The sequence below is a fragment of the Mumia zhuanghuii genome (assembly GCF_042681565.1).
In the GTDB taxonomy this organism is placed as follows: domain Bacteria; phylum Actinomycetota; class Actinomycetes; order Propionibacteriales; family Nocardioidaceae; genus Mumia.
Genome location: NZ_JBHUFT010000008.1, coordinates 880,086 through 899,785 on the forward strand (window position 1 = coordinate 880,086; position 19,700 = coordinate 899,785).

19 protein-coding genes and 1 riboswitch are annotated in these 19,700 nt (G+C 68.5%); of the genes, 12 read left to right on the top strand and 7 right to left on the bottom strand.

The genetic code is table 11. From position 1 onward, the window contains the following. The 5 genes from ACFSDF_RS12665 to ACFSDF_RS12685 all read left to right on the top strand — a co-directional run. Positions 1-925 (top strand): carbohydrate kinase family protein (locus ACFSDF_RS12665; protein ID WP_377157738.1); only part of this gene is annotated, 925 nt, incomplete at its 5' end. Between the two features lie 133 nt (positions 926-1,058). Continuing rightward, positions 1,059-1,964: an aa3-type cytochrome oxidase subunit II gene (gene ctaC, locus ACFSDF_RS12670; protein ID WP_243843110.1), complete on the top strand. Its 906-nt coding sequence runs from the start codon at positions 1,059-1,061 to the stop codon at positions 1,962-1,964. Then, positions 1,961-3,709 carry an aa3-type cytochrome oxidase subunit I gene (gene ctaD / locus ACFSDF_RS12675; RefSeq protein WP_465264195.1) on the top strand — a complete coding sequence of 583 codons (1,749 nt, stop codon included), beginning with the start codon at positions 1,961-1,963 and terminating at the stop codon, positions 3,707-3,709. The genes ctaC and ctaD overlap by 4 nt, the downstream gene beginning before the upstream one ends. Next, on the top strand, positions 3,706-4,101 hold the full coding sequence (locus ACFSDF_RS12680; protein ID WP_167008246.1) for a cytochrome c oxidase subunit 4: 396 nt from the start codon (positions 3,706-3,708) through the stop codon (positions 4,099-4,101). Before ctaD ends, ACFSDF_RS12680 begins: the two co-directional genes overlap by 4 nt. A gap of 80 nt (positions 4,102-4,181) precedes the next feature. Beyond that, positions 4,182-5,426: a L,D-transpeptidase gene (locus ACFSDF_RS12685; RefSeq protein ID WP_167008249.1), complete on the top strand. Its 1,245-nt coding sequence runs from the start codon at positions 4,182-4,184 to the stop codon at positions 5,424-5,426. A gap of 183 nt (positions 5,427-5,609) precedes the next feature. Here ACFSDF_RS12685 and qcrB read toward each other — a convergent pair whose 3' ends face one another. From qcrB to ctaE, 4 genes are all read right to left on the bottom strand, one after another. Further along, positions 5,610-7,322 carry a cytochrome bc1 complex cytochrome b subunit gene (gene qcrB / locus ACFSDF_RS12690; RefSeq protein ID WP_167008252.1) on the bottom strand — a complete coding sequence of 571 codons (1,713 nt, stop codon included), beginning with the start codon at positions 7,320-7,322 and terminating at the stop codon, positions 5,610-5,612. Next, positions 7,315-8,415: a cytochrome bc1 complex Rieske iron-sulfur subunit gene (gene qcrA / locus ACFSDF_RS12695; RefSeq protein ID WP_167008254.1), complete on the bottom strand. Its 1,101-nt coding sequence runs from the start codon at positions 8,413-8,415 to the stop codon at positions 7,315-7,317. The genes qcrB and qcrA overlap by 8 nt, the downstream gene beginning before the upstream one ends. Further along, the gene (gene qcrC / locus ACFSDF_RS12700; RefSeq protein ID WP_167008256.1) at positions 8,412-9,242 is read right to left on the bottom strand and encodes a cytochrome bc1 complex diheme cytochrome c subunit; all 831 of its coding nucleotides are present in this window, start codon (positions 9,240-9,242) and stop codon (positions 8,412-8,414) included. Before qcrC ends, qcrA begins: the two co-directional genes overlap by 4 nt. A 132-nt stretch (positions 9,243-9,374) precedes the next feature. Further along, positions 9,375-10,022 (bottom strand): aa3-type cytochrome oxidase subunit III, encoded by a 648-nt coding sequence (gene ctaE / locus ACFSDF_RS12705; RefSeq protein ID WP_167008259.1) that lies wholly within the window; start codon positions 10,020-10,022, stop codon positions 9,375-9,377. Positions 10,023-10,095: 73 nt separating this feature from the next. Between ctaE and ACFSDF_RS12710 the strand changes: the two genes are divergently transcribed. Then, the gene (locus ACFSDF_RS12710) at positions 10,096-10,530 is read left to right on the top strand and encodes an Rv3143 family two-component system response regulator (protein ID WP_167008262.1); all 435 of its coding nucleotides are present in this window, start codon (positions 10,096-10,098) and stop codon (positions 10,528-10,530) included. Then, complete coding sequence (gene trpD / locus ACFSDF_RS12715) at positions 10,527-11,579, top strand: anthranilate phosphoribosyltransferase (protein ID WP_167008265.1); 1,053 nt, start codon at positions 10,527-10,529, stop codon at positions 11,577-11,579. Before ACFSDF_RS12710 ends, trpD begins: the two co-directional genes overlap by 4 nt. Before the next feature lie 12 nt (positions 11,580-11,591). Here trpD and ACFSDF_RS12720 read toward each other — a convergent pair whose 3' ends face one another. Together ACFSDF_RS12720 and ACFSDF_RS12725 are read right to left on the bottom strand one after the other, a co-directional pair. Continuing rightward, positions 11,592-11,876 (bottom strand): Lrp/AsnC family transcriptional regulator, encoded by a 285-nt coding sequence (locus ACFSDF_RS12720; protein ID WP_167008268.1) that lies wholly within the window; start codon positions 11,874-11,876, stop codon positions 11,592-11,594. A 46-nt stretch (positions 11,877-11,922) separates the two neighbouring features. Beyond that, positions 11,923-13,701: a DEDD exonuclease domain-containing protein gene (locus ACFSDF_RS12725; RefSeq protein WP_243843111.1), complete on the bottom strand. Its 1,779-nt coding sequence runs from the start codon at positions 13,699-13,701 to the stop codon at positions 11,923-11,925. A 106-nt stretch (positions 13,702-13,807) separates the two neighbouring features. Here ACFSDF_RS12725 and ACFSDF_RS12730 point away from each other — a divergent pair, with 106 nt between their 5' ends. Beyond that, entirely contained in the window at positions 13,808-14,071 is a 264-nt protein-coding gene (locus ACFSDF_RS12730; RefSeq protein WP_167008273.1) for a hypothetical protein, read from the top strand. A 126-nt stretch (positions 14,072-14,197) separates the two neighbouring features. Beyond that, positions 14,198-14,347, top strand: a riboswitch (cyclic di-AMP (ydaO/yuaA leader). A gap of 11 nt (positions 14,348-14,358) precedes the next feature. Further along, a complete protein-coding gene (locus tag ACFSDF_RS12735; protein ID WP_167008276.1) occupies positions 14,359-15,387 on the top strand; it encodes a C40 family peptidase in 1,029 nt (342 codons plus the stop codon). 254 nt (positions 15,388-15,641) lie between these two features. On the opposite strand, the gene ACFSDF_RS12740 is transcribed toward ACFSDF_RS12735, so the two are convergent. Further along, positions 15,642-17,435 carry an AMP-dependent synthetase/ligase gene (locus ACFSDF_RS12740; protein ID WP_167008279.1) on the bottom strand — a complete coding sequence of 598 codons (1,794 nt, stop codon included), beginning with the start codon at positions 17,433-17,435 and terminating at the stop codon, positions 15,642-15,644. Positions 17,436-17,531: 96 nt separating this feature from the next. Between ACFSDF_RS12740 and ACFSDF_RS12745 the strand changes: the two genes are divergently transcribed. Genes ACFSDF_RS12745 through ACFSDF_RS12755 form a run of 3 tightly spaced genes read left to right on the top strand, consistent with a single transcriptional unit; the run spans position 17,532 to position 19,660 of the window. Further along, a complete protein-coding gene (locus ACFSDF_RS12745; RefSeq protein ID WP_167008282.1) occupies positions 17,532-17,960 on the top strand; it encodes a polyketide cyclase / dehydrase and lipid transport in 429 nt (142 codons plus the stop codon). A gap of 36 nt (positions 17,961-17,996) precedes the next feature. Beyond that, positions 17,997-18,446: an SRPBCC family protein gene (locus ACFSDF_RS12750; protein ID WP_167008285.1), complete on the top strand. Its 450-nt coding sequence runs from the start codon at positions 17,997-17,999 to the stop codon at positions 18,444-18,446. 26 nt (positions 18,447-18,472) lie between these two features. After that, positions 18,473-19,660 carry an ArsA family ATPase gene (locus ACFSDF_RS12755; RefSeq protein WP_377157745.1) on the top strand — a complete coding sequence of 396 codons (1,188 nt, stop codon included), beginning with the start codon at positions 18,473-18,475 and terminating at the stop codon, positions 19,658-19,660. Positions 19,661-19,700: the final 40 nt, after the last annotated feature.

Consider the following 19,700-nt stretch of genomic DNA (forward strand, 5'->3'; position numbering starts at 1 on the left):
GAAGTTCTCGGACTCCCTCGTCGTCGACCAGCTCGACAAGATCTCGTTGTCGTTCCTCGTCGACGACCTCGTCGTACGCCGCGGCGGGTGCGGTGCCAACATCGCGTTCGGGCTGGCTGCTCTCGGCGAGGACCCCGTCCTCATCGGCGCGGTCGGCGAGGACTTCGACGACTACCGCTCGTGGCTGGAGCGGCACGGCGTGGACTGCTCCGGCGTCCACGTCTCCGAGACCCGGCACACCGCCCGCTTCGTCTGCACGACCGACGCGGCGCAGGCCCAGATCGCAACCTTCTATGCCGGTGCCATGGCCGAGGCCCGTGAGATCGAGCTCAAGCCGATCCACGACCGTGTCGGCGGGTGGGACATCGTGCTCATCGGCCCCGACGACCCAGAGGGGATGGTCCGACACACCGAGGAGTGCCGGACGCGCGGCTACCGCTTCGCGGCCGACCCCTCGCAGCAGCTGGCGTTCGCCGACGGCGCGCTGATCCGTACTCTCATCGACGGCGCGACATACCTGTTCAGCAACGAGTACGAGGCCGCGCTGACCGAGAAGAAGACTGGCTGGAGCGCCGGCGAGATCCAGCAGCGCGTCGGCACCCGTGTCGTGACGCGCGGCGCTGACGGCGTGAGCGTGTACGAGGCCGACGGCACCGTGATCGACGTCCCCGCGATCGCCGGCATCAACGCCGTGGACCCGACCGGCGTGGGCGACGCCTTCCGTGCGGGCTTCCTGGCCGGCCTCGGCGTCGACCTCCCTCACGAGCAGTGCGCCCAGCTCGGCTGTGCGCTTGCCGCGAGCGTCGTGGAGACGACCGGCACGCAGGAGTACCGGCTCGAGCGTCACGCCCTGCTCGCCCGCATCAGGAGCGAGTACGGTGCCGCGGCGGCCGACATCGTAGACGAACGCCTCCCGTCGTTCTGAGGGGACCTCTGCCGGACGGGCGGAGCGCTCTGGAGTAGGGTGTTTTTGTTCGCAGTGAGGCCGGTACACGTCGCGTCAGCGGCGCCGGGAAGCACACTGCGGTGTGAGTCGATACGAGCCAGAAAGGCGCCTGGTGGGTCTGGAACTCTTCGCGCGCGGTGAGCGAGCACAAGACGAGCGTCGACGGCCGGTCAGGTCGAAGGCGGTCGCGCTCGGTTTCGCCGTCGCAGCGATCGTGCTGCTGAGTGGTTGTTCGCCCGATTCCCCCAACCAGTGGGAGCGCTTGGCGCTTCCGCCGGGTGCGAGCGACCGTGTCGACTACATGTTCGTCCTGTGGGTGGGGGCGTGGATCGCGTGTGCCGTGGTGCTGGTGCTGGTGCTCGGGCTCATGTTCTGGGCGATGGTGCGTTATCGCCGCCGCCCGGGCAACGAGGTGCCCAACCAGCTGCGCTACCACCTGCCGCTCGAGGTGCTCTACACCGTCGCGCCGGTCATCGTGGTCGCGATCTTCTTCGCGCAGACGGTGAAGTCGCAGACCGAGATGCTCGAGGAGGTCGACGACCCGGAGCACCACATCACGGTCGTCGGCAGCAAGTGGCAGTTCACCTTCAACTACCTCGACGAAGAGGCGACGGGCGGCACGCCGGTCTTCGACTTCGGCGACACGGCCGACCCGACCGAGCTCTGGCTCGCGGTCGACGAGTCGGTCCGCTTCGACCTCGTCTCGCCGGACGTCATCCACTCATTCTGGATCCCGGAGTTCTACTTCAAGCGGGACATCGTCCCCGGCCGGGAGGGCTCGTTCGACCTCACCCCGACCCGCGAGGGTGTCTTCACCGGCCGCTGCGCCGAGCTGTGCGGCCTCTACCACACGCGCATGATCTTCAAGGTGCACATCGTCTCGCGTGACGAGTACGACGCTCACCTGCAGAAGCTCCAGGCCGCCGGCCAGATCGGTGAGCCTGAGGGCGGCGTCGAGGCCAACCAGATCGCCGGCCTTGCCGAGGCGCAGAACGCAGAGAACGGAGAGCACGAGTGACTGCGGTTGCCGAACCCCTGAGTGAGACCACGCAGCGTCGGCCTCTGGGCAGGCGCGTCGTCTCGATGCTCACGACGACCGATCACAAGCAGATCGGCACGATGTATCTGGTCGCGTCGTTCGCCTTCTTCCTGATCGGCGGCATCCTCGCCCTCCTGATCCGTGCCGAGCTCGCCGCTCCGGGCACGCAGGTGGTCGACGAAGAGACCTACAACCAACTCTTCACCATGCACGGCACGATCATGCTGCTGATGTTCGCGACGCCGCTGTTCGTCGGCTTCGCCAACTGGATCATGCCGCTGCAGATCGGCTCGCCCGACGTGGCGTTCCCGCGACTCAACATGTTCAGCTTCTGGCTGTTCCTGTTCGGCAGCTCGCTGGCCGTCGCAGGCTTCTTCGTCCCTGGTGGTGCGGCCAGCTTCGGGTGGTTCGCGTACGCCCCGCTGTCCGACGCGGTGAACTCGCCGGGAGTCGGCGGTGACATGTGGGTCCTCGGCCTCTACATGTCGGGCCTGGGCACGATCCTCGGTGCGGTCAACTTCGTGACGACGATCTTCACGATGCGCGCCCCCGGCATGACGATGTTCCGGATGCCGATCTTCACCTGGAACATCCTGGTCACGAGCCTCCTCGTGCTGATCGCGTTCCCGATCCTGGCTGCCGCGCTCCTCGCGCTGTTCGCCGACCGTCAGCTCGGCACCCATGTCTTCGACCCCTCAACAGGCGGCCCGATCCTCTGGCAACACTTGTTCTGGTTCTTCGGGCATCCAGAGGTCTACATCATCGCGTTGCCCTTCTTCGGCATCATCAGTGAGATCCTGCCCGTCTTCAGCCGCAAGCCGATCTTCGGCTACATCGGCCTCGTCGCCGCGACGCTCGCGATCGCAGCCCTCTCCGTCGCCGTGTGGGCCCACCACATGTTCGTCACAGGGGCGGTGGACCTCGCGTTCTTCTCCTTCATGACGTTCTTGATCGCGGTGCCGACAGGCGTCAAGTTCTTCAACTGGATAGGCACGCTATGGGGCGGGTCGATCAGCTTCGACACCCCGCTGGTGTTCTCGCTGGGCTTCCTTACGACCTTCCTCTTCGGTGGTCTGACCGGCGTCATCCTCGCGTCGCCCGCCCTCGACTTCCACCTGTCCGACTCATACTTCGTGGTTGCTCACTTCCACTACGTCGTCTTCGGCACGGTCGTGTTCGCGATGTTCGCCGGCTTCTACTACTGGTGGCCGAAGTGGACGGGGCACATGCTCAACGAGCGGCTCGGCAAGATCCACTTCTGGCTGCTGTTCGTCGGCTTCCACCTGACGTTCCTCGTCCAGCACTGGCTGGGTGTGGAGGGCATGCCGCGCCGTTACGCCGACTACTCGCCGACTGACGGGTTCACCGTCCTCAACCAGGTGTCGACGATCGGCGCGGTCGTCCTCGCGATCTCCACGCTGCCGTTCTTCTACAACGTGTGGATCTCGCGCAACAACCCGAAGGTCGGCGTGGACGACCCGTGGGGCTGGGGACGCTCGCTCGAGTGGGCGACATCCAGCCCGCCGCCGCGGCACAACTTCACCTCGCTGCCCCGGATCCGCTCCGAGAGCCCGGCGTTCGACCTCCACCACCCGGAGCTGTCGATGCTCGAGCACGCGGACAACGATCTCGACAGCCCGCTGGCCGACGCCCCGAACCTCGAGGGTCATGAAGAGGCTCTGCGCGAGCAGACCGACAACTCGCCGGAAGGTGGCACCCGATGAAGGCCGAAGCGTGGATCATCGCGTCGGTTTCCGTCTTCCTCGCCATCGTGACGCCGATCTACTGGATCGCGTCCGAGGACCCGACGGGCACGACGGCCCTGGCGATGGCAGCTCTGTTGGGCCTGCTCCTCACCTTCTTCCTGGCGGTCGTCGCCAAGCAGATCCCGGCGCGTCTGGAGGATCGTGACGATGCCGAGATCGCTGAAGGCGCCGGCGAGTACGGCTTCTACCCTCCGTGGAGCTGGTGGCCGCTCTGGTCGGCGCTGGCCATCCTCGTGATGGTGATCGGTGCGATCTTCGGCTGGTGGCTCTTCGCCATGGCGAGCGTCTTCGGCGTGATCGCGCTCTGCGGCTGGGTCTTCGAGTACTACCGCGGGCTCTACGCCCACTGACACCTCCGCCTCGAGCCATGTACGGCCTCTTTGGGTAGCGATTGCTACCCTGAGAGGCCGTATGTGTTCGTAGGGAGATGATGAAGGTTCAGGGACGCCAGTCCGCCGTGCACTCAGGACGCCGTTTGTTCGGCGTCCTGCTGATGGCTGCGCTCATCGCCGGCTGCAGCTCGGCCGGAGGCGACGACGGCGTTGGCGACCGCGCAGGCGATGCCGCACCGACATCGTCCGCCTCCCCGACGCCCGCCACCGAGCTGACCTTCAACGTCGACGACGGCGACGCGGACATTCCGGTCGACACTGCTGTCACCGTCGGGGCCAGTCATGGCACGATCACGGCGGTCACCGCCCACTACGGCGGCAAGCCGACCCGCAAGAACACGCTGAACGGCGCCGTGACTTCCGACGGCGCCTCTTGGACCGCCTCGTCCCTCCTTGAGCCTGGCAAGCGTTACACCGTCGCGGTGACGACGCGCGACGACGACGGACGCGTGTCCACCGAGTCGCGGCGGTTCCGTACCCAGGACCTATCTCTCGACCAGCAGGCCTATGCCTCCGTCTCACCCATGGACGGTGCGACCGTCGGCGTGGCGATGCCGGTCATCCTGCGGTTCGACATCCCGGTGAAGCGCCGGACGGAGGTCGAGAAGCGGCTGGTCGTGACGTCCACCCCGAAAGTCGAGGGCACCTGGAGCTGGGTGAGCGACTCCGAGGTCCACTTCCGGCCCCGCAAGTACTGGCCTGCCGGCACCAAGGTGAAGGTTCACGCCGGCATCAACGGCGTCCGTACAGGCAAGGGCGTCTGGGGTCAGGAGGACCGTGACACGTCGTTCCGCGTGACCAAGCAGGCCGTGACCACGGTCGTCGACGTCTCGCGCCACAAGGCGACGGTGAAGATCAACGGCAAGGTCGCACGGGTGCTCCCGGCGACGACCGGCAAGGCGGGGTTCCAGACCCGCAACGGGACCAAGATCATCATGGAGAAGCACCCGTCGAAGCGGATGGACGCCGCCACGACAGGGATCTCCGAAGGCTCCTCGGAGTACTACAACATCGAGAACGTGCGCTACGCGATGCGCGTCACCAACTCTGGTGAGTTCATCCACGCGGCGCCCTGGTCGACGGGATCGCAGGGCAGCGCCAACGTCAGCCACGGATGCACTGGCCTGAGCACGAGCAACGCCGCCTGGCTGTACGGCATTTCGCACATCGGCGATCCCGTGAAATTCGTCAACTCCGACCGGAAGGTCCTCGAGCCGCAGAACGGCTGGACCGACTGGAACATCTCGTACACCGAGTTCGCCAAGGGCTCCGCCCTCTCCTGAGCTCGCCCGCGAGGCACACCTCCGTACGGGCCTGCGTCGGTCGCTGGGCGTCCACGGCGCGCGTGTCGGTGGACGCTGAGGTGCCGCCGTTCGGGGCGGGCGGGTACGCGTTGGGGGAGCGGGAACAGCGGAAGGCCCCGCCCCCCAGAGCGGGGGAGCGGGGCCTTCGCGGGAGCGGTCTCCTCAGTGCTGCTTCGGGACACCCGTCTCGCTGACGCCGGAGAAGTCGTCCGGGAAGTCGTGCGGCGGGTAGACCTCGTCGTGGAGGTGGTGCTCCGCTTGCTCGACCTCGGCCGTCGTCGGCTTGTCGACGTCGTGCGCGTAGAAGAACCGCTTGGCCCACGCCCGCAGACGAGCCTTGCGGCCCTCGGGGTTGCGGACACCGTGCTCGTCCTCGGCCTCCGTAGCGGTGAGCTCCGGGACACGGGGACGCGCCGTGAGCGTGTACGCCGCGTCAGCCGGCAGAGGTGCGTGCGCCTCGGCGTACGATCCCTCGGCGGAGCGGACGATGACGCCCGTCTCGTAGCCGTGGAGGACGGTGTCGTTGTCCTTTCGCTGCAGGCTGATGCAGATCCGCCGCGTGATGATGAACGCGATGACCGGTCCGACGAAGACACCGATGCGTGCGATCCACGTGATCGTAAAGATGTCCAGGTTGAACTTGAACGCGATGATGTCGTTGCCACCCGCGATCCAGCAGATGCCGTAGAACGTCATACCGGCGATGCCGAACGCCGTACGGGTCGGAGCGTTGCGCGGACGCTGCAGGAGGTGGTGCTCCTTCTTGTCGCCGGTCACCCAGGACTCGAAGAATGGCCAGATGGCCAGCACCGTGAACAGCAACCCCATCAGGAGCACGCCCGGGATGAAGACGTTCAAGGAGAACGTCTCTGGGCCGACCGTGAACTCCCAGTTGGGCATGATGCGGACCGCACCTTCGACCCAGCCCATGTACCAGTCGGGCTGGGAGCCAGCCGTGACCTCGGACGGGTTGTAGGGGCCGTACGTCCAGATCGGGTTGATCTGGAGGAACGCCGACATCAATGCCGTGAAACCGAAGACGACGAAGAAGAAGCCGCCGGCCTTGGCTGCGTACACGGGGAGCATCGGGTAGCCCACGACGTTCTTCTCGGTACGTCCGGGGCCAGGCCACTGCGTGTGCTTGTGGTAGACGAGCAGCAGCATGTGGGCAGCGATCAACCCGAGCAGGATCCCGGGGAGCAGGAAGATGTGCGCCATGTAGAGGCGCGCGATGATCAGGTCGCCTGGGAACTCGCCGCCGAAGACGAAGAACTCGAGATAGCTGCCGACGACCGGGATCGACCGGATCAGACCGTCGACGAACCGCAGGCCGGTGCCCGACAGCAGGTCGTCGGGGAGCGAGTAGCCGGCGAAGCCCTCGATCAGGCCCACGGCGAACAGGCCGATGCCGATCAGCCAGTTGATCTCGCGCGGCTTGCGGTAGGCACCCGTGAAGAACACCCGAAGCATGTGGGCCATGAGTGCCGCCATGAACAGCGCGGCTGCCCAGTGGTGGATCTGACGGACCAGCAGGCCGCCACGGATGTCGAACGAGATGTTGAGCGTTGAGGCGTACGCCTGCGACATCTCCAGGCCGCGCAACGGCTCGTACGACCCGTTGTAGGGGACCTCGGCCATGCTCGGCTGGAACCAGAACGTGAGGAAGGTCCCGGTCAGCAGGAGCACGATGAAGCTCCACAGGGCGATCTCGCCCAGCAGGAACGACCAGTGGTCGGGGAACACCTTGCGGATGTTCTTGCGAACGACGCCGGCGAGGCCGAGGCGGTCGTCGAGCCACTCGACGGGACCAGCGGACTTCTTGCCGAAGTTCGTGTCCTTGAGCGGAGTTGAGGTGGGGCTCGCTGTCTCAGTCACGGTTCTGGTTCACCTCAGGGAAGCTCGGGCCGACCGGCTCATGGAAGTCGCTGGTGGCGATGAGGTAGCCGTCCGCATCCACCGCGAGCGGGAGCTGCGGGAGAGGGCGCTTGCCAGGGCCGAAAATGACTTTGCCACCGTCGGCGAGGTCGTACGTGGTCTGGTGGCACGGGCAGAGCAGATGGTGCGTCTGCTGCTCCCAGAGGCTGATCGGGCAGCCGACGTGCGTGCAGATCTTGGAGTAGACCATGATGCCGTCCACGTCCCAGTTGGCCTGCCCCTTGCGAGGCTTGATGTCATCGGGACGGATCCGGACCGCGATCACGGACGCCTTGGCCTTGGCCTGGAGAAGCTTCGTGCCGTGGAACACCGCGTGGCCGTGGCTGTCGGTCTCGAAGAAGACGTCGGGCTGGGCGTTGACCAGCTGGCCGACCTCGATGTCGGCCGGACGCAGCGGCATGCCGGAGACGTCGTTGACGACTCGCATGCCCTTGCGCCAGACGGTGTGGAAGAGCTTGTTGCCCGGCAGCGGGCCAAGGTCACGCAGCATGACGATCGCCGGCAAGCCGAGGATCGCGACGGCGCCGATCAGGGACCGGCGGATCAGCGGACGGCGGCCGAAGCCGGAGTCAGCAACGCCCTCGTCGAGGACGTCGAGCGCTGCCTCACGGTCGTCATCGGAGGAGCGCGCCGGGTGACGCATCTCGATGACCTCGTGGTCGTTCATCAGCTTCTTGGCCCACTGGATGGCGCCGATGCCGATGAGGAAGAGCGCGCCGCCGAGGGTGACGCCGAGGGCGAGGTTCAGGGAGAACCAGCCGAAGATCTCGGCATCCTTGGGGATGGCGAAGTAGGCGACGCAGAAGGCGATCGTGAGGATGATCGCGGCCGTGAACATGCCGGCGACCTGGCGCTCGGCACGCTTCTCGAGCTTGGGATCTACGTCCGTGGGACGGGGGAGGTGCTCGGGCAGCCCCGGGTTCTCGATCGGCTCGGCCGGCTCGATGTCGTTGCGTGCCGACGTGGCGACCTCGTCACCGGTCGGCTTGGCGACGCCGTTCGTCGACTGCGCGTCGTGGGATTCGGAGCTCATGACCTCTTCTTCTTCACCCGGGCGCCGTGGGCTGCCAGCCAGACGGCGACAGCGACCAGACCGCCGATTCCGATGATCCAGGCGAACATGCCGTCGACAACGGGGCCGAGGCCGCCGCCGGCGAAGCCGCCCTGCGGCTGGGCCTGCACGTTCTTGATGTAGCCGATGATGGCGCGCTTGTCCTCGGGGGTGATGACGTCGTCGTTGAAGACGGGCATCTGCTGAGGACCGGTCTGCATCGCCTCGTAGATGTGCTTGCCGCTGACGTCGCGCAGCGTCGGCGCGAAGCGCCCGCTGGGCAGGGCGCCACCGGCGCCGACCGAGTTGTGGCAAGCGGTGCAGTTCGTACGGAAGAACTCACCGCCGCGGGTCAGGTCCTCCTGGGAGAGGTCCGAGACGTCGGTGTACTCCTCCTCAGGGATGGCCGGACCGGGGCCGAGGCTCGCGACGTAGGCGGCGAGCGCCTCGGTCTCCTCACCGTTGAACACCGGGGCCTTGCGCGGAGCCTGGGGGGCTGTCTGCGCCATGGGCATACGGCCGGTGCCGACCTGGAAGTCGACGGCCGCAGCTCCCACGCCGATCAGCGACGGCCCGTAGTTGCCGCCACTCTTGGTCATGATGCCCTCGGCGTTCAGACCGTGACAGCTGGCGCATCCGACCAGGAACAGCTCGCGGCCCTGCTCGATCTTGGCTGTGTCACCCGCGGTGTCGGCATCGGCCTTCCCGGGCGCGAGGGCGGCATAGAGCGCGCCCGCGAGGAGCAGGCCGAAGAGCAGCACCGCGTAACCCGCGAGCGGGTGCCTTCGGTGGGTGGACAAGAACCGCACGGAGTGAACCTCGTTCCCCTTGCCAGCGACGTCCCGGCGGGGACGTCATCTCTCGATTAAAGCCTTATTTGCGTTCTTCTGTTGGAGGTTCGCCGCTGGGGTCGTCGAAGACGGCTCCCTGGTGGCGAACCGTTACTGCAGGGCGTAGATCGTCAGGAACAGCCCGACCCACACGATGTCGACGAAGTGCCAGTAGTACGAGACGACGATCGCTGAGATCGCCTGCTCGTGGGTGAATCGCCGCGCCATGAACGTACGGCCGATGATCAGCAGGAAGGCGATCAGACCGCCGATGACGTGGATGCCATGGAAGCCGGTCGCGAGGTAGAACGTCGACCCGTAGCCGGACGAGGAGAGCGTGATGCCGTGGTGCACGAGCTCGACGTACTCCAGCGCCTGGCCGGCGACGAAGACCGCGCCCATGATGTAGGTCAACGCGAACCACTCGCGAAGGCCCCACTCGCGGAACTGCCAGATCTTGCCACTGCGGCCGACCTTGCCCCGTTCTGCGGCGAAGACGCCCCACTGGCAGGCGACCGACGACAGCACGAGGATCGTCGTGTTCGCCGTGGCGAACGGGATGTTGAGCTTGGCGGTCTCAAGGTCCCACAGCTCGGGGCTCACCGCGCGGATCGTGAAGTATGCGGCGAAGAGCGCCGCGAAGAACATCAGCTCGCTCGAAAGCCACACCACGGTTCCGACCGTCACCTGCGACGGTCGGTTGGGCTGCCCGTGCAGGCGGGATGCTGGGATCACAGATGTCGTCGCCACGGGTGTCATTATTAACCCCTGAGGTGGGCGAGGCATCCCCGACCCCTGCCTGAAGTGACTCGGGAGTCGCTACGATCGCGCTGTGAGCGATCCCAACACCGAAGCCGCATCCGAACACCAGGCCTCTCTGCGCGTGCTCGTCTACTCCGACGACGCCGAAACCCGGGCCCAGGTGGTGACCGCCCTGGGGCGGAGGATCCACCCGGACCTCCCGCCGGTCGAGTACGTCGAGTGCGCCACGCTGCCCGTCGTCCTTCAGCAGATGGACGCCGGCGGCTTCAACCTGGCGATCCTTGACGGTGAGGCGACGCCGGCAGGCGGCATGGGTGTGGCGAGGCAGCTGAAGGACGAGATCTACCGCTGCCCGCCCCTGCTCGTGCTCACCGCGCGCGAGCAGGACGCCTGGCTCGCGACCTGGTCGCGGGCCGACGGCGTCTCGAACCACCCGGTCGACCCGCTGCGTCTCGCCGACGCGGTGGTCGCCCTCCTAGCGCCCGCCCCGGCGGCGTCGGCATGACCGAGGCCCCTCGCTGGCCGGAGATCTTGGGCGCGCTCGTCGGTGGTGAAGATCTCACCCAGGAGCAGACGTCCTGGGCGATGGAGGAGATCCTCAGCGGCAACGCCTCGCCCGCGCAGATCGCCGGATTCGCCGTCGGGCTGCGCGCCAAGGGCGAGACGGTGGCCGAAGTCGAGGGGCTGGCGGCCACCATGCTCGACCACGCACGGATGATCGAGGTCCCTGGCCGTACGGTCGACATCGTCGGTACGGGGGGTGACCGGGCGAAGACGGTCAACATCTCCACGATGTCAGCGGTCACGATGCGCGGGGCCGGAGCGTTGGTCGTCAAGCACGGCAACCGCGCTGCGTCGAGCGCGAGCGGCGCCGCCGACGTCCTGGAGAAGCTCGGCGTCCGTCTCGACCTCACACCGGAGCGGGTCGCGCAGCTGGCGACCGAGACGGGCATCACGTTCTGCTTCGCCCCGGTGTTCCACGCGTCCTTCCGCTACACCGCCGCTCCGCGCAAGGAGCTCGGCATCCCGACCGCGTTCAACTTCCTCGGCCCGCTGACCAACCCGTCCCGGCCCGCTGCGATGGCAGTCGGTGTCGCCGACGCCCGGATGGCCGCAGTCGTCGCCGGCGTGTTCGCACGCCGGGGCCTCGACGCGCTGGTGTTCCGCGGGGACGACGGTCTCGACGAGATCACCACCACGACGACGTCGCAGGTGTGGGTCGTCGGAGGTCCGGAAGGGGCCAAGTCGGTCACTCAGCAGACCTTCGACCCCCGCGACCTCGGCATCGCGCTGTCGTCGGCCGAGGCGCTGCGCGGTGGCGACCCGGCGTACAACGCCGCGGTGTTCAGGCGCGTGCTCGAGGGCGAGCAGGGCCCCGTACGGGACGCCGTGGTGCTCAACGCCGGCGCGGGTCTGGCCGCATACGAGGGGTCCACGGACGACCTTCTCGCGCGGATGGAACGCAGCACGGCGCTGGCGCGCGAGGCGCTCGACTCCGGTGCGGCGCTGCGTGCACTCGACGAGTGGGCCGCGGCCTCTCAGCGCGAGGTCTGAGGGCCGGGTTCGCTACTCGAGGTCACCGCCGATGCTGAACGCCGACTCAAGGTCGTGCTGGGAGTACGTCCGGAAGGCGATGTGCGTCTCGGTCGAGCGGACGCCGGCGACCTTGTTGACGCGGTCGGCGACGACGTCGGCGATGTCCTCGGTCCGACGGACGCGCACGAGCGCGATCAGGTCGATGTGCCCGGTGACCGAGTAGACCTCGCTGACGCCGTCGAGGGCGGCGATCTCCTCAGCGACCTCGGGGATGCGGTCGACCTCGGCATTGATGAACACGATCGCGGTGATCACGGGCCCTCCTGGCGGACGAGTCGGGGTACGCGGGGCAGCCTACTCGTCATCGACGGGGCCGGTGCTCGGTGCGCCAGCCGTCGCCCCCGGCCTCGTCGAAGGGGGCGGCCAGCGCACGTGATCGCTCTGCGGCCTCGACGATCGGAAGGTGCCGGCCGGCCCCGCGGGCAGGGCTCGCCCACTCGCCGTCGAGGTCCACGAGGCGGACGCCCTCGGACTCCATCCAGCGCAGCACGAGCTCGGACTCCGCGGCCGTCGCGGCCGGGGCCTGCTCCGGGACCACTGTCTCCGCGATGGCCCGGAGGGCGTCGACCCACGGGCGGGACGGTGTCGTCGCCGGCATGACGCCCGCCGCCACGAGCCGACCGTGCCGGACGATGTGGACCTCCCACTCGCGCCGTGCCGGGTCGAGCGGGCGAGCGGCGACGACCTCCCTGCACGAGAGCAGCGCCGAGAGCCGCTGGCTGCGGTGCGTGGCCTGCAGGAGGCTGACGAGGCGGTCCCGCTCTCGTGCGGCGTCCTCGAAGCGGTCCTGCGAGGCGAGGGTCCGCATGCGGTCGGTGGAGGCCTCGACGACCTCGACCGGGTCGGTGAGGATCGCGGCACGGACACGCTCGACCTCTGTGGCGTACTCGGCGTCGGTGGTCGACCCGTCGCACGGGGCGAGGCAGCCCCCCATCTCGGCGAGCGCGCACGCCGTACGGGACGGACGAAGCGGCAGACGGCCGGAGCACTGGCGGATGCGGAACGCCTCGTGCAGCGCGGACGCGACCTGTTCCGCCGAGGCGCGCCGGGTGAACGGGCCGAGGTAGTCGGCGTCGTCGTCGGTCTTGCGGACGTACGACAGGCGCGGCCACGGCTCGCGCGTGAGCTTGATCCAGGTTGCCCGCTCGGGATGGCGCGAGCGCCGGTTGTAGGGCGGCTTGTGGTGCGCGATCAGCCGGAGCTCGCGCACCTGCGCCTCGAGCGCGGTGGCGCAGGTGATGCCTTCGACGCGGGTCGCGAGCGCGATCATCTCGCCCATGCGGGTGCGGGTCTCGCTCGACGTGAAGTAGGAGCGCACCCGGGTACGGAGGTCCTTGGACGTCCCGACGTACAGGACGTGCTCGTGGCGGTCACGGAACAGGTAGACGCCGGGGGAGTGCGGGAGGTGGTCGGCGAGCCGGCTCTTCTTACGTTGGGCCGGGCTGACCCGCGCGCTGAAGGTCGCGAGCTCCTCCATCGTGGTCACGCCCATCGTGCCGACGCGCTCGAGTAGCGCGTGGAGCACGTCGACAGTGGCCCGCGCGTCGGCAAGGGCGCGGTGGTTGGGCGTCGTCGTGGAGCGGAAGTGGCGTGCGAGGGTGCCGAGCTTGCAGTTGGGGACCTCGTCGCGCACGAGGACGCGGCGTGCGAGGCGTGCGGTGTCGAGGGTCTCGAAGCCGGGCCACATGAGGTCGAGCGCGGCCGAGAAGTGCTTGAGGAACCCGACGTCGAACGGCGCGTTGTGCGCGACGAGCACCGTGCCGCGCGCGAACTCCAGGAACGACGGCAGCGCCTCGCCGATGCGGGGAGCGCCGACGACCATTGCGTCGGTGATGCCGGTCAGCACCGCGATGAAGGTCGGGATCTCGCCCTCGGGATCGACGAGGGTCTGGAACTCGCCGAGGATCTCGCCACCGCGTACCTTGACCGCGCCGATCTCGGTGATCATCGAGCCGGCGGACGCCGAGCCGCCTGTGGTCTCCAGGTCGACCACACAGAACGTGACGGCGGACAGGTCGCGGCCCAGCTCGTCGAGAGTCCCCTGGACGGGGACGGGCGACGCGGGGGAGGGGGCTTTCATGAGGGTGACGTTAGGTCGCGGCTCTGACATCACGGACGAATCGCCGGGTCGTACGGCGTGTCGCTGGTCCCGCTTTCTGTCAGCCCACGGTCGTAGCGTGCCGAGCATGAACGAATCTCGCGTGCTCCACCAGCAGCCGGGACCGGCGACGGGCCACGGCGAGTCCCTCACGATCGACTGCGCCCGCTGCCTGGCGCGCCCCCGGGCGTGCGGCGACTGCGTCGTCACCGCGCTCCTCGGGCCTCCTGACGACGCCGTACGGCTCGACGCCGAGGAGGGGGCAGCACTCGCCGCACTGAGCTCTGCCGGCCTCGTGCCACCGCTCCGGCTCGTGACGTCGGTCGAGAGCGAGGCGCCCGACGAGCCGTGAGGTTCAGGGTGAGTAAGCACACCGTGCACAATCGGGCCCTGTCGTCGTTGATTCTTGGCCCCCACCTTGCGTAGGGTGAGGCTCGCGTGCCTGAGGAGTTCTCTACCCCGGAGAGCGCAGGCAAGCCGCCTAGTTCGGCCGAGGTCCCCCGATCGACGCCGGAGCCGGGGACCCACGCGTTCCTGGGGTGAATCCGCGCTGCACCACGGGCGCGGTAGGGCACGTTCTTGGCCCGAACCCGTCAGCTCACCCGGTAGGCGTCGAGAACGCGAAGGAGACCGTCCCACGTGCGGAACGGCCGCAAGCTGTCGATGAAGGCAGCCATCGCCGCTGGCTCAGGAGTGGTTCTCGCCGCGACGCTCAGTGCGTCGCCGAGTGCAGCAGACCCCCAGGCGCCGAGCCTTGCAGAGGCCCAGCGCAAGGTGGCCAAGCTCAGCCACGAAGCCGAGCAGGCGAACGAGCGCTACCTCGAGCTCAAGACAGAGGTCGAGGGCGCCAAGAAGCAGATCAAGAAGCTCCGCGCGGACGTCAAGGTGCAGGAGTCCGAGGTCGACGGGGTCCGCAACGATCTCGCCAAGACCATCACCGACCGTCTTACCAGCTCGCCGATGGGCCCTACGACCCAGCTGCTCGCGAGCGGTGATCCCGACGAGTTCCTCAACGGCCTGGCGGCGCTGCAGTCGTACAACAGCACGCAGGCCGACCGCCTGGCAGCGTTCGAGCGCGAGGCCGACGAGCTGAAGGTGCGCCGCACGCAGCTCTCGTCCAAGCTCGAGGTCATCTCCGATGCCCAGGGCGAGATGAAGAAGCAGCAGGCGACCCTCGACAAGCGTGTCGCGGAGGCCGAGGCCGTGGTGGCGCGGCTGACGCCCGCGGAGCGCGAAGAGGTCTACAACGGCGATCACGGCGGCGGCACCTCGCGTGACGACGACCGTGCCTCGTCGAGCGCGCCCAAGGTGAACGCCTCCGGCCGCGCCAAGAAGGCGATCGACTTCGCGCTTGCGCAACTCGGTGAGCCCTACGTGTACGGTGCAGCGGGTCCGGGCAGCTGGGACTGCTCCGGTCTGACGATGGCCGCGTTCGGCGCAGCGGGCGTGTCGCTGCCGCACTCGTCGTCGGCGCAGTCGGGCATGGGCACGTCCGTGTCCCGCTCGTCGATGAGCCCGGGCGACCTCGTGTTCTACTACAGCCCGGTCAGCCACGTTGGCATCTACCTCGGTGACGGCAAGCTGGTCCACGCCCCGCGTCCCGGCCGCAGCGTCGAGGTCGTGTCGGTGGACGTGATGCCCGTGAGCGGAGTCCGTCGCGTCGGGTGACGCGCGTGCGGCACCGCGTCGGGTGACGCGCGTGCGGCAAGAGCCCCGGTCCACCTCGCGGTGGGCCGGGGCTTTGTCGTCACGCGGCCAGATGACGTGGCTACTGAGCAACCGACATCCGCAGGCACCGACGGCAGCCGCAGGCCCACCCGTACGTCGGTGCGGCAGCGTCCACGAGTGCGTGTGGGGTGGACGCCCAGCCCCACCAACGGCCGCACGCCAACGGTGCGCTCACCACGCAAGCAGATGCCGAGCTACTGGTAGAGGGACTCGACGTCGTCGCGGTGCTCGCGCATCACGACGTTGCGCTTGAGCTTGAGGGTCGGCGTCACCTGGCCGCCCTCCTCGGTCCAGTCGATCGGGAGGATACGGAACTTGCGGATCGACTCCGCGCGCGAGACGTGCGTATTGGCCTCGTCGACGGCCGTCTGGACCGCTGCGATGACGTCAATGTCCTCCGCGAGCTCCGCGATCGGGGTGTCGACAGCTCGGCCCTGCTGCTCCAGCCAGGGGCCGACCGCCTCGGCGTCGAGCGTGACGAGCGCGCCGACGAACGGCTTGCCCTCACCAACCACGACGGCCTGGCTGACCAGGACGTGGGCGCGGACGCGGTCCTCGAGCACGGCTGGGACGACGTTCTTGCCGCCTGCGGTGACGATGATCTCCTTCTTGCGACCCGTGATCGACACGAAGCCCTCGGCGTCGATCTCGCCGACGTCGCCGGTGTGGAACCAGCCGTCGGCGTCGATCGCCGTGGCGGTGGCCTCGGGGGCGTTCCAGTAGCCGCGGAAGACCTGGCCACCGCGGAACAGCAGCTCACCGTCCTCGGCGACACGCACCTCGGTGCCGGGGAGCGGGCGTCCGACGGTGCCGATCTTGGAGTCCTCGACGATGTTCGCGGCGAGCGCGGCGGTCGTCTCGGTGAGGCCGTACCCCTCGATGACGGTGATGCCGACGCCAGAGAAGAAGTGCGCGAGGCGTTCGCCGAGCGGGGCGCCGCCGGAGATGGCGTGCTCAACGTGGCCACCCATGGCCGTACGCAGCTTGGTGTAGACCAGCTTGTCGAACACGGTGTGCTTCGCCTTGAGCACCGGACCGATGCGCTTGCCGGACTCACGGGCACGGCTGTACGCGATGGCCGTGGAGGTCGCGAGGTCGAAGATCTTGCCCTTGCCCGAGGCATGGGCGTTCTGGCTGGCGCCGTTGTAGACCTTCTCGAAGACGCGCGGGACGGCCAGGATGAACGTCGGCTTGATCTCTGCCAGCTCGGGCAGGAGGTTCTTGACGTCGGGCGTGTGCGAGAGCCTGACGCCTGCGCGGATCGACCCGACCTCGATGATCCGGGCGAACACGTGCGCGAGCGGGAGGAACAGCAGTGTCACCGCGTCGTCACGGTCGAAGATCGCAGGCAGGATCTCGATGCAGCCGGCGAGCTCGAACATGAAGTTGGCGTGGGTCAGCTCGGCGCCCTTGGGCCGGCCGGTGGTGCCCGACGTGTAGATGATCGTCGCGAGGTCGGACGGTGCGACGGCGTCGCGGCGCGCGGCCACGTCCTCGTCGGAGATGCTCGCGCCGGACTCGGCGAGCCCGTCGAGGCCCTCGTCGATGCGCCAGAGCGTCTTGAGTGCGGGGAGGTGCTCGCGCGACTCCTCGACCCGCTTCGCGTGGACGTCGCTCTCGACGACGCAGCCGACAGAGTCGGAGTCGGCCAGGATCCAGGCGATCTGCTCGACCGAGGACGACTCGTAGATCGGGACGCTCACGGCGCCGATCCACCACAGCGCGTAGTCGACCTGGGTCCACTCGTAGCTGGTGCGCGCGAGGATGCCGATGCGGTCACCCGGTGCCACACCGGCAGCGATGAACCCCTTGGCGACGGCGACGACCTGGTCGTGGAACTGGGTGATCGTGAGGTCGACCCACGCGTCGTCCACCCGACGCTGGAAAGCGACCCGTCCCGGGTCCTTGTCCAGCCACGCCAGCACGTCGTTCGTGATGCTCCCGGTGCCCGGGACCTGGTATGTGGCCGGGGTTGCGTAGGTACGCACGCTGCCTCCGTTCAAGAATTACGGGTACGTCGAGAAGACGTACTTCCCCTCGGGCAGGTTACAGTCATCGACCGGAGCACCCCCAAAGGAGACCCGATGCCGGCCGTCGATGTGATCGACCAGACGTACGCGGCGGTTCCACCGTCGGCGTTGCGGAAGGTCCTCTGCGCCGAGGCCGCGTGGGGCGATGTGCTGGCCGACGTGCGGCTTGATTGCTTCGAGGACCGGGGTCTGCGGGGCAAGCGCTGGACGGTCTCACGTGGGCTCGAGGGCACTGCCGAGGTGTGGCTGGAAGAGGTCGCCGAAGGCACGGTGATCCATGTCTTCCTCCAGGCCGATCCGGCGGTCGCGCCGCGGTCGGAGCGGGCGCGCTCCGCGCTCGACCGGGCGTACCGGGTCCGGCTCAAGCGCTGGGTGACCGAGGTTCGCGACACCCTCGACGCCGACCGCGTGGTCGGAGCGGCTCCCGACCACGTCGAGCGCGAGCCGCGTGGGCGTGCCGGGGCCGACAGCACCGCGCGATAAGGTCGGGCCCAGCAACGATCGAGCAGGAGGCTCTCGATGACCGATCAGACGACCAGCGACATCGTGGTCGACGCGGAGCCCAGCGCGATCATGGCAGTCATCGCGGACTTCGCGACGTACCCGACCTGGGCGACCGGCGTGAAGGAGGCCCAGGTCGTCGCCCTCGACGAGTTCGGCGCCCGTGCGACGCAGGTCCAGTTCATCCTGGACGCGACGCCGATCCGCGACACCTACACGCTGGCCTACACCTGGGACGGCGACCACAAGGTCGAGTGGGAGATCGCCGAGCCGGGCGCGATGCTCAAGGGCATGGACGGTGCGTACGTCCTCGACGCGCTGGGCGGTGGGTCGACCCGCGTCACCTACCGGCTCGCCGTCGAGGTCTCGATCCCGCTCCTCGGCATGCTTCGGCGCAAGGCCGAGAAGGTCATCATCGACACCGCCCTCAAAGGTCTGAAGAAGCGCGTCGAGTCGACGCCGGAATGACCGTACGAGGCCGCGGGGTGACCCGCGTGGTGCTCCTGACGGGCAAGGGCGGAGTCGGCAAGACGACGACGGCGGCCGGTACGGCGGTGCTCGCCGGCGAGCGAGGCCTGCGGACGCTGGTGCTGTCGACCGACGCCGCGCACTCGCTCTCCGACGCGTTCGGCGTCTCGGCCGGAGGGTCGGCCGACGGCCACACGCCCGTGGCGGAGCGCGTGTGGATCCAGCAGGTCGACGCGCAGCGACGCTTCGAGGACTCGTGGGCGTCGATCCAGGACTACCTGCGGGCGGTCCTCGACGCCGCCGGCACCGACCCGATCACCGCCGAGGAGATCACCGTCCTCCCGGGTGCCGAGGAGGTGCTCGCGCTCCTGGCGCTGCGCGACGAGGTCGTCTCGGGCGCGTGGGACCTCGTGGTCGTCGACTGCGCCCCGACCGCCGAGACGCTCCGGCTCCTCGCGCTGCCGGAGGCGCTCGGCTGGTACCTCGACCGCCTCGCCACCTCCGGCAGCCGGGTCGTCCGGGCCGTGACACCGGCGCTCGCTCGCGCGGCGGGCGTACCGGTCCCCGAACCGAGGGTCGGTGAGGCCGTGCAGCGCCTGCACGCCGACCTGCGTGAGGTGCGGACGCTCCTGGCTGCTCCCACCTCGTCGGTGCGACTGGTGCTCACACCGGAGTCGGTGGTGGTCGCCGAGGCGCGCAGGGCGCTGACGACGTTGTCGCTGTACGGCTACACGGTCGACGGGGTGGTCGCGAACCGCGTCTTCCCCGACTCGGACGACGACAAGTGGCGCCGCACGTGGGCCGAGGCGCAGCGCGAGACCCTGGCCGACGTGGAGGCGTCCTTCGCGCCGCTCCCGGTGTGGCGCGCCGAGTACGCGCCGAGGGAGCCGGTGGGCGCAGCCGCCCTCGCCGAGCTGGCACGCGCCGCGTACGGGGAGTCCGACCCGGTCGCGGTCGTCGATGCGCCACCGCCGATGGACGTGGTGCGCCGCGGCGCCGAGGTCGAGCTGCGTCTGGCGCTGCCGTTCGCGACCGGGGGAGAGGTCGGGCTGACCCGTCACGGCGGCGATCTGGTGGTCACTGTGGGGTCGTACCGGCGGGTGCTGGCGCTCCCTTCGATGCTCACTAGGTACGCGGTCACAGGAGCGCACCTCGATGCCGGTCACCTCGCCGTACGGTTTGCACCGCCGCCCGAGACGCGGGCGACACCCTGAGCGATACCGTCGTGGTCGCGGCCCTCGGTAGGATCTGACG

Coding starts and splice junctions, on each gene's coding strand:
- ACFSDF_RS12730 (WP_167008273.1), top strand. CDS start 13,808: ATGAACGAATCTCGCGTGCTCCACCAGCAGCCGGGACCGGCGACGGGC.
- trpD (WP_167008265.1), top strand. CDS start 10,527: ATGACCGAGGCCCCTCGCTGGCCGGAGATCTTGGGCGCGCTCGTCGGT.
- ACFSDF_RS12750 (WP_167008285.1), top strand. CDS start 17,997: ATGACCGATCAGACGACCAGCGACATCGTGGTCGACGCGGAGCCCAGC.
- ACFSDF_RS12685 (WP_167008249.1), top strand. CDS start 4,182: ATGAAGGTTCAGGGACGCCAGTCCGCCGTGCACTCAGGACGCCGTTTG.
- ACFSDF_RS12725 (WP_243843111.1), bottom strand. CDS start 13,701: ATGAAAGCCCCCTCCCCCGCGTCGCCCGTCCCCGTCCAGGGGACTCTC.
- ctaE (WP_167008259.1), bottom strand. CDS start 10,022: ATGACACCCGTGGCGACGACATCTGTGATCCCAGCATCCCGCCTGCAC.
- qcrA (WP_167008254.1), bottom strand. CDS start 8,415: ATGAGCTCCGAATCCCACGACGCGCAGTCGACGAACGGCGTCGCCAAG.
- ACFSDF_RS12745 (WP_167008282.1), top strand. CDS start 17,532: ATGCCGGCCGTCGATGTGATCGACCAGACGTACGCGGCGGTTCCACCG.
- ACFSDF_RS12680 (WP_167008246.1), top strand. CDS start 3,706: ATGAAGGCCGAAGCGTGGATCATCGCGTCGGTTTCCGTCTTCCTCGCC.